General features: G+C 38.3%; 8 protein-coding genes and 1 tRNA gene. All 9 read left to right on the top strand.

Going from position 1 to position 8,920, the window contains the following annotated elements; all coding sequences use genetic code 11:
• Positions 1–163 precede the first annotated feature (163 nt).
• The 9 genes from K1I67_RS09235 to K1I67_RS09195 all read left to right on the top strand — a co-directional run bounded on the left by K1I67_RS09235 (position 164) and on the right by K1I67_RS09195 (position 8,778).
• Positions 164–249: transfer RNA gene (locus K1I67_RS09235), tRNA-Leu, on the top strand.
• A 289-nt stretch (positions 250–538) separates the two neighbouring features.
• Positions 539–1,150: a CPBP family intramembrane glutamic endopeptidase gene (locus K1I67_RS09230; RefSeq protein ID WP_223339700.1), complete on the top strand. Its 612-nt coding sequence runs from the start codon at positions 539–541 to the stop codon at positions 1,148–1,150.
• Between the two features lie 125 nt (positions 1,151–1,275).
• A complete protein-coding gene (locus K1I67_RS09225) occupies positions 1,276–2,553 on the top strand; it encodes an ABC transporter permease (RefSeq protein WP_223339699.1) in 1,278 nt (425 codons plus the stop codon).
• 13 nt (positions 2,554–2,566) lie between these two features.
• On the top strand, positions 2,567–3,214 hold the full coding sequence (gene vex2, locus K1I67_RS09220; protein WP_223339698.1) for an ABC transporter ATP-binding subunit Vex2: 648 nt from the start codon (positions 2,567–2,569) through the stop codon (positions 3,212–3,214).
• 47 nt (positions 3,215–3,261) lie between these two features.
• A complete protein-coding gene (vex3, locus tag K1I67_RS09215) occupies positions 3,262–4,641 on the top strand; it encodes an ABC transporter permease subunit Vex3 (RefSeq protein WP_223339697.1) in 1,380 nt (459 codons plus the stop codon).
• A gap of 70 nt (positions 4,642–4,711) precedes the next feature.
• A complete protein-coding gene (locus K1I67_RS09210) occupies positions 4,712–5,368 on the top strand; it encodes a response regulator transcription factor (protein WP_223339696.1) in 657 nt (218 codons plus the stop codon).
• Positions 5,365–6,675: a sensor histidine kinase VncS gene (gene vncS / locus K1I67_RS09205; RefSeq protein WP_045613976.1), complete on the top strand. Its 1,311-nt coding sequence runs from the start codon at positions 5,365–5,367 to the stop codon at positions 6,673–6,675. The genes K1I67_RS09210 and vncS overlap by 4 nt, the downstream gene beginning before the upstream one ends.
• 156 nt (positions 6,676–6,831) lie before the next feature.
• Complete coding sequence (locus K1I67_RS09200) at positions 6,832–7,713, top strand: class II fructose-bisphosphate aldolase (RefSeq protein ID WP_033688381.1); 882 nt, start codon at positions 6,832–6,834, stop codon at positions 7,711–7,713.
• A 132-nt stretch (positions 7,714–7,845) separates the two neighbouring features.
• Positions 7,846–8,778 carry an alpha/beta fold hydrolase gene (locus tag K1I67_RS09195; RefSeq protein ID WP_223339695.1) on the top strand — a complete coding sequence of 311 codons (933 nt, stop codon included), beginning with the start codon at positions 7,846–7,848 and terminating at the stop codon, positions 8,776–8,778.
• Positions 8,779–8,920 lie beyond the last annotated feature (142 nt).

The raw sequence follows: 8,920 nt of genomic DNA, 5'->3' as shown, positions 1-8,920 counted from the left end.
TCAGCTCAAACAGCTTGAAAGATACTCGCTTAATCAGAGGAACAACTTTGTTGCACTTGACTTGACAATTGGGGAAGAATAATGTATTCAAAAAATCTGAAAAAAATCTGAAAAAAGTGTTGACAAAGTTTGTGAAAGTTGATATACTAGTAAAGTAATCGACGCGGGGATGGCGGAATTGGCAGACGCGCAGGACTAAGGATCCTGTGACCGCTTTAGGTCGTGAGGGTTCAAGTCCCTCTCTCCGCATAGTAGTGAGCTAGCTTTGGCTAGCTCTTTTTTGTTGAAATGCATAGCAATAAACCTACAGGAGAAGAATACCTTTTTCTTGTGGTTTTTTTCTTTCAATTCAAAAAGTGCTATAATAGAGATAGAAAAGATGGCAAAAGTTCAGTTTTGAAAAAATTAGAGAGGTAGTAGTGTAGAAAAGTTTAATCTATCCTAGTTTATAAGGGTTCTTATCGGAAAGCTTTCATAGTTAAAGACTTGTATTTCCTGATTTAAAATAAGTATTTCAAAAATGTAATGGGGGATTACGATGGTTAATGAACTTCAACGAATAATGAGCGCCTTTATTCAAATTCTCTTTATTATTTTACTACCTTCTATCTGGTGGTTTCTGACTGTGAGGGGGAAAGTCCCATTTACAGAATGGATTGGTTTAAAATCTATTAAAAGGGTTAAAGATTCTGATCTGATCTCATGGATAATTGGTGGATTTCTCTTGTTTACCATTTTTTATATGTTTATCTTTCCTCTAACACCTAGTATAGAAACAGCTACTTCAGCTTTTTCTGGTATGGGCTATAAGGCTTTACCAAGTATTCTAATTTACAGTATTTTGCAAACATCTTTGCCAGAGGAACTGCTATTTAGAGGATTTCTACTGAAACGAATGGCAAATCACACGCTGTTTATCTTTGCAAATACGATACAGGCTATCGCTTTTGGATTGCTTCATGGAATATTATTTGCTTCAGTAGTAAGTTTAGAAGTCACTTTTTTCATTATATTTTTTACCGGAGCAATAGCAGCTTATCTTGGTTTTGTTAATGAAAAGAAAGCAGGAGGCTCTATTTTTACAAGTTGGATCATACATGCTGTAGCTAACATTTTCTCTGGGATAGTTGCTGCATTTTCTCTGTTTTAATCTGGGTGATTTATAAATATAAAGTCAGTAGAAATACTGGCTTATTTTATTTCAAAAATTTTTCTTATTTCATAAACATTTCATATTTGGATATTATAATAGACTTACAAATATGGAGGTGCTATATGAATCCCACTCAAAGAGCTTGGGCTTACGTCAGCAGAAAACGACTGAGAAGTCTCATATTATTCTTGATTCTATTTGTTTTATTGGCAGGAATATCGGCTTGTTTGACGCTTATGAAGTCCAACAAAACAGTAGAAAATAATCTCTATCGCTCATTGAATACATCTTTCTCAATTAAAAGAATAGAAGCAGATCAGACTTTTCAGTTGTCACAACTAGATGACCTTAAAAAGATAAAGGGTCTTGAGAAGATTTCACCTGAGCTAGGAATAATAGCCAAGTTAACTGACAAAGAAGTCGTTACTGGAAAACAAAGTATCCAAAGGGATGATTTGACAGAAGCTGAAAAAAATCTCGTCAGTTTGATTGCTTTGGAAGATTCTTCCAAGGATGTTTCTTTTACAAGTTCCGCCTTTACCCTTAAAGAAGGAAGACATCTACAAAAAGGAGATAACCAGAAAATATTAGTCCACGAGGAATTGGCTAAGAAGAATAACCTAAAACTTGGGGATAAGATTAGTCTAAATCCTGGTCAAGTAGAAGGAAATAGTGGACAAAGGCTAGACTATGAAATCGTAGGTATTTTCTCAGGTCAGAAGCAAGAAAAATTTACCGGTCTATCGTCAGATTTTAGTGAAAACACGGTCTATACAGACTACGAAAGTAGCCAAAGTCTTCTTGGAAATAAGGAAGCTCAAGTAACTGCAGCTCGTTTCTATCTAGAAAATCCAAATGATATGGATAGTATCATTCAAGAGGTTGAAAAGTTATCTCTGGAAACGAAAGGTTATCAAGTTGAAAAGGAAAATAAGGCTTTTGAACAAATCAAGGATTCAGTTTCGACCTTCCAAACCTTCCTACAGATTTTCCTCTATGGCATGATGATTGCTGGTGTAGGAGCGCTGATCTTGGTCTTGTCACTTTGGTTACGAGAGCGAGTCTACGAGGTTGGTATTTTATTGGCACTAGGTAAAGGGAAAATAGCAATCTTTAGCCAATTTTGCCTGGAAGTCATCCTAGTTTCATTGGCATCTATTCTGCCTGCATTTGTGGCTGGAAATGCAATTACTTCCTATCTCTTGAAGACTGTACTAGCAAATGGCGACCAAGCTGCCCTACAAGATACGCTAGCAAAAGCAACGAATCTTTCAACAAGTCTTTTATCATTTGGAGAATCTTATATCTTCCTACTCATCATCAGCTGCTTGTCAGTTGCACTTTGTTTCCTATTTTTATTTAGAAAATCACCTAAGGAAATTTTATCATCTATTAGTTAATGAAGGAGAAATCATGACTTTACTACAATTACAAGATCTTACTTATCGTTACAAGAACACTGCAGAAGCAGTATTATATAAAATCAATTACGATTTTGAACCAGGCAAGTTTTATAGTATTATCGGAGAATCTGGAGCTGGGAAGTCAACACTCTTATCTCTATTAGCAGGACTTGATAGCCCAGTCGAAGGTGCTATCTTATTCGAAGGCAAGGATGTTCGTGAACAAGGATATTCTTACCACCGTATGCACCACATTTCCCTTGTTTTTCAAAACTATAACCTGATTGATTATCTTTCTCCATTGGAAAATATCCGCTTGGTTAATAAAAAAGCTAGCAAGGATACCCTTCTTGAACTTGGTTTAGATGAAAGTCAAATCAAGCGGAATGTTCTCCAATTATCAGGTGGACAGCAACAACGTGTAGCCATTGCTCGTAGCCTTGTATCTGAAGCACCAGTGATTTTAGCGGATGAACCAACAGGAAACTTGGATCCTAAGACTGCTGGGGATATTATTGACCTGCTCAAATCTCTTGCTGAGAAAACAGGCAAGTGTGTAATCGTTGTGACCCACAGTAAGGAAGTGGCACAGGCGTCAGATATTACACTTGAATTGAAGGATAAGAAACTGACTGAAACAAGAAAAAATAGTAACTAAAACTTTTAAACATATTAAAAACTGAAGTAAATCTAGAAAGGAATCTTATGTTACACAACGCATTTGCCTATGTCACAAGAAAATTTTTCAAGTCGCTTGTGATCTTTCTTATCATTCTCTTGATGGCTAGTTTGAGTTTGGTCGGCTTGTCTATCAAGGGGGCGACAGCTAAGGCTTCTCAAGAAACCTTTAAAAATATCACCAATAGTTTTTCCATGCAAATCAATCGTAGAGTCAACCAAGGAACTCCACGTGGTGCAGGGAATATCAAGGGTGAAGATATCAAAAAAATTACCGAGAATAAGGCCATTGAATCCTATATCAAACGGATCAACGCTATCGGTGATTTGACAGGCTACGAATTGATTGAGACACCTGAAACCAAGAAAAATCTAACGTCAGATCGAGTTCAGCGTTTTGGAAGTAGTTTGATGATAACCGGTGTCAATGACTCTTCTAAAGAAGATAAGTTTGTATCAGGCTCTTACAAACTAGTCGAAGGTGAGCATTTAACAAACGATGACAAATACCAGATTCTCATGCATAAAGACTTAGCTGCTAAACATGGCTGGAAGGTGGGAGATAAGATTAAACTGGACTCTAATATCTACGATGCCGATAATGAGAAAGGAGCTAAGGAAACAGTAGAAGTCACTATCAAAGGACTTTTTGATGGACATAACAAATCTGCTGTGACCTACTCACAGGAACTATATGAAAATACAGCAATCACAGATATTCACACAGCTGCCCAACTCTATGGCTATACAGAAGATACCGCGATTTATGGAGATGCTACCTTCTTTGTGGCTGGAGATAAGAACCTAGATACTGTCATGCAAGAACTAGGGTCTATCAACGGCATCAACTGGAAGATGTATAGCTTGATTAAGAGTTCATCTAACTATCCTGCCCTTGAACAATCTATCTCAGGCATGTACAAGATGGCTAATCTTCTCTTCTGGGGTAGCTTGAGCTTCTCTGTTCTTCTACTGGCTCTCTTATTGACACTATGGATTAACGCCCGTCGTAAAGAGGTTGGAATTCTCCTTTCAATTGGTCTAAAACAAGCAAGTATTCTAGGACAATTTATCACAGAAGCAGTAATGATTGCTATTCCAGCTCTCATTTCAGCCTACTTCCTATCCAACTATACTGCTCGAGCAATTGGAAATACAGTTCTTGCAAATGTCACATCAGATGTGGCTAAACAGGCAAGTAAGGCAGCCCAAGCTTCCAATCTCGGTGGTGGTGCAGAAGTTGACGGTTTTAGCAAGACTCTTTCAAGTCTGGATATTTCTATTCAACCTTCAGACTTTGCCATCATCTTTGTACTTGGTTTGGTTCTAGTGGTACTAGTTATGGCACTTGCTTCAAGCAATCTCCTCTTTAAACAGCCAAAAGAACTCTTGTTGGATAGTGAATAAAAAACTTGCTACCTATTCTCACTCAAATGAGATATAATATAGGTAGCATTTTTGATAGAAAAGGATTTATATGAAAATTCTAATTTTAGAAGATGAAGACATGATTCGCGAGGGAATTAGTGATTACTTGGCGGATTGTGGCTATGAAACCATTCAGGCTGCAGATGGTCAAGAAGCCTTAGAACAATTTTCAAATCATCAAGTTGCCCTGGTTCTCCTAGATATTCAAATGCCCAAACTTAATGGTTTAGAAGTATTGTCAGAAATCCGTAAGACTAGCCAAGTTCCGGTCTTGATGTTGACAGCTTTTCAAGACGAGGAGTATAAGATGAGTGCCTTTGCCTCTCTAGCAGATGGGTATCTGGAAAAGCCCTTTTCCCTATCTTTGTTAAAGGTACGAGTAGATGCTATTTTCAAGCGTTATTATGATGCAAGTCGTACCTTTACCTATAAGGATACCAAGGTCGATTTTGACAGTTATAGAGCTAGTGTAGCGGGGAAAGATGTTCCTGTGAATGCAAAAGAACTAGAAATTTTAGACTATCTAGTTAGAAATGAAGGTCGAGCCTTAACACGGTCGCAGATTATCGATGCTGTATGGAAGATGACAGATGAGATTCCTTTTGACAGAGTGATCGATGTCTATATCAAGGAACTACGGAAAAAATTGGATTTAGACTGTATTCTTACCGTGCGCAATGTTGGTTATAAATTGGAGAGAAAATGAGACGTTCAGGTTTATTTAAAAAGATTTTTATCTATACCTTCTCGGTATTTTCTACCCTAGTCATTTGTTTGCATTTGGCCATCTATTTTCTCTTTCCTCCGACCTATCTCAGTCACCGTCAGGAGAGCATCGGGCAAAAGGCTACAGAAATTGCTCAAACTCTCCAAGGAAAGGACAGTCAAACTATTCAGGAAGTCCTTGAACTTTATTCTAAAAGCAGTGATATTAAGGGAGCTGTTAAGGGAGAGATGACTCAGGATAAGTTGGAAGTCAATGATAATCTTCCCATTGATAAACAACGACAAACGGCCTCCTTGGTTATTGAGGAAAGAGAAGTTCAAACTAAGAATGGTCAGACGATGACCTTACAGTTTTTAGCTTCTATGGATTTGCAGAAAGAAGCAGAAGATATCAGTCTTCAATTTCTGCCTTATACTTTATTAGCGTCTTTCATCATTTCGCTCCTCATCGCCTTTATCTATGCTAGAACTATTGTTGCTCCTATTTTGGAAATCAAACGAGTGACTCGACGGATGATGGATTTGGATGCAGAAGTTAGGTTGCGCGTGGATTCTAAGGATGAAATTGGCGATCTCAAAGAACAAATCAATAGCCTTTATCAGCATCTCTTGACGGTGATTGCAGATTTGCATGAGAAGAACGAGGCCATCCTCCAACTAGAAAAAATGAAGGTTGAGTTTTTGCGAGGTGCTTCCCACGAACTGAAAACGCCTCTAGCAAGTCTAAAGATTCTTCTGGAGAATATGCAAGCCAATATCGGACGCTATAAAGATCGTGACCATTATCTGGGAGTTTCTTTGGGGATTGTGGATGATTTGACTCACCACGTTCAGCAAATCTTATCCCTTTCTTCAGTGCAGGAGTTGCGAGATAAGAAGGAAGTAATCAACCTTCTTGAAATGACAGATCTTCTATTGAAGGACTATGACTTGTTAGCCAAAGAGAGAAAAATCACTGTAGAAAATCAACTCACTGACCAACAAACTTATCTAAATCCTTCGGTACTCAAGCTAATTCTTTCCAATCTTATCAGTAATGCTGTGAAACACTCTGTTCAAGGTGGTTATCTGAAAATTGGAGCAAAAGATAGTTGGATGTTTATAGAGAACGCCTGTATACCTGAGGAGCAAGATAAGTTTGAACAATCCTTCACGTCCTCTAGTCGACAAAGTAAGGGAGCTGGCTTGGGACTATTCGTAGTTAAAAGTTTATTAGAAAACGAAGAAATTGACTATCGATTTGAAAGACATGATGATCACTTGGTATTTTACATGAACCTGCCTTAGAACAAGGAGTAGACCAAGTGGGAAAAGGTTTACATATTTGAAAATAGAAGAAATTCAATCGAAACCACGGGAAAAACTAGCTTTTTTTGTGAAAAAGTGATAAAATGAACAATGTAAATGGGATGTCCCATAAAAATATACAGGAGGCCTGATAAAATGGCAATCGTTTCAGCAGAAAAATTTGTCCAAGCAGCTCGTGACAACGGTTATGCAGTTGGTGGATTTAACACAAACAACCTTGAGTGGACTCAAGCTATCTTGCGTGCAGCAGAAGCTAAAAAAGCTCCAGTTTTGATCCAAACTTCAATGGGTGCTGCTAAATACATGGGTGGTTACAAAGTTGCTCGCAACTTGATCGCTAACCTTGTAGAATCAATGGGTATCACTGTACCAGTAGCTATCCACCTTGACCACGGTCACTACGAAGATGCACTTGAGTGTATCGAAGTTGGTTACACTTCAATCATGTTTGACGGTTCACACCTTCCAGTTGAAGAAAACCTTAAATTGGCTAAAGACGTAGTTGAAAAAGCACACGCTAAAGGTATCTCAGTAGAAGCTGAAGTTGGTACTATCGGTGGTGAAGAAGACGGAATCATCGGTAAAGGTGAATTGGCTCCAATCGAAGATGCTAAAGCAATGGTTGCAACTGGTATTGACTTCTTGGCAGCTGGTATCGGTAACATCCACGGTCCTTACCCAGCAAACTGGGAAGGTCTTGACCTTGACCACTTGCAAAAATTGACAGAAGCTCTTCCAGGCTTCCCAATCGTATTGCACGGTGGATCAGGTATTCCTGATGAGCAAATCCAAGCAGCTATCAAACTTGGTGTTGCTAAAGTTAACGTTAACACTGAATGCCAAATCGCATTTGCTAACGCAACTCGTAAATTTGCTCGTGACTACGAAGCAAACGAAGCAGAATACGACAAGAAGAAACTCTTTGACCCACGTAAATTCTTGGCTGACGGTGTCAAAGCTATCCAAGCATCAGTTGAAGAACGTATCGACGTATTCGGTTCAGAAGGTAAAGCTTAATCTAGCTGAACCATACAAAATGAAACCTGCCCCTGAGGGTGGGTTTTTTGTGTTTCTGGATATATACAGATTATACAGAAAAAGTCTTAAACTTAAGTTGCTAAAAGAGTCTAATTTTTGTACAATAATGCTATGAAAATACAGAAAAAATGGTGTATAGGGCTTCTTAGTTTCCTTATCTTGTTTTTAGTAGGGACATTTATCTTTCATCGTATCAGCTTAGAAAAGGAACAAGCCTCTCTAACTCCTATGGGCAAAACTGTTCTCGTTAATGGGCACAAAATCAATGTTTACGTTGAAGGGGATGGTCCAGAGACAATAGTAGTTCTATCAGGTGCTGGAATTGCTTCCCCAATCTTGGACTTTAAGAATGTTTCGGATTCCTTATCAAAAAAATATAAGGTAGTCATCGTGGAGCGGGCTGGCTATGGTTATAGCGAGGATAGTACTCAATCCAGAGATGTGATGGAAGTTTTGTCTGAGACACGTCAAGCTCTATCACAAGCAAATGTAACAGGTCCTTTTGTCATTCTGTCTCATTCCATGGCTAGTCTCGAAAGTCTGGCTTGGCAGGAAAAGTATCCTGATGAGGTGAAAGCCTTGGTTGGTCTGGATTGGGCGTTACCAGCTAGTTATGAGGATTTAAAGGATAATCAGGCCTTGCTTACTGTGGCTTATTGGAGCAGTAAGATTGGCTTATTACGCTTTTTCCCTGAGTCCTTTTATATAAAAAATCCAACTCTGACTGAAACTGAACGACAACAATATAAATTACTAGCATATAAGCAGTTAATGTCACAAGCCATGCTTCATGAATCCCGTTTGGTAAAGGAAAATGCCAAGAAAGTTCCCTCTAGCATCAATCCGAAAATTCCCACCTTATTACTAGTTTCTAACGGTGAAGGCACGACCTTTAGCCAATCAGAATGGCAGCATTATGCAGAGAAATTTTCTAGTGACCAGTCTAATGTTCAAGTCATCTATATGGATGCGCCTCACGAACTTTATCATTATCAAAGTCATGAAATAGTTTCTCGAATTGAAGAATTTTTAGAGAATAATTGAGCGCTTAAAAATCCATTGAGACTGATGATAATAATTGAAAGGAATGACTTATGAATAATTCTTATATTTTGCCCTGTTGTAAAATGAAGTGCAACACAAAAGACATGTTCATCTGATATACTAGAGTTGCAAAAAACAGTAT

The organism is Streptococcus infantis (assembly GCF_019929575.1).
Lineage (GTDB): Bacteria > Bacillota > Bacilli > Lactobacillales > Streptococcaceae > Streptococcus > Streptococcus infantis_L.
This window is presented reverse-complemented; position numbering and strand designations above follow the sequence as displayed.

Excerpts from the sequence above, each read along its gene's own strand:
- K1I67_RS09200 (WP_033688381.1), top strand. The coding sequence starts at position 6,832 with ATGGCAATCGTTTCAGCAGAAAAATTTGTCCAAGCAGCTCGTGACAAC.
- vex3 (WP_223339697.1), top strand. The coding sequence starts at position 3,262 with ATGTTACACAACGCATTTGCCTATGTCACAAGAAAATTTTTCAAGTCG.
- K1I67_RS09230 (WP_223339700.1), top strand. The coding sequence starts at position 539 with ATGGTTAATGAACTTCAACGAATAATGAGCGCCTTTATTCAAATTCTC.
- K1I67_RS09195 (WP_223339695.1), top strand. The coding sequence starts at position 7,846 with ATGAAAATACAGAAAAAATGGTGTATAGGGCTTCTTAGTTTCCTTATC.
- vncS (WP_045613976.1), top strand. The coding sequence starts at position 5,365 with ATGAGACGTTCAGGTTTATTTAAAAAGATTTTTATCTATACCTTCTCG.
- vex2 (WP_223339698.1), top strand. The coding sequence starts at position 2,567 with ATGACTTTACTACAATTACAAGATCTTACTTATCGTTACAAGAACACT.
- K1I67_RS09210 (WP_223339696.1), top strand. The coding sequence starts at position 4,712 with ATGAAAATTCTAATTTTAGAAGATGAAGACATGATTCGCGAGGGAATT.
- K1I67_RS09225 (WP_223339699.1), top strand. The coding sequence starts at position 1,276 with ATGAATCCCACTCAAAGAGCTTGGGCTTACGTCAGCAGAAAACGACTG.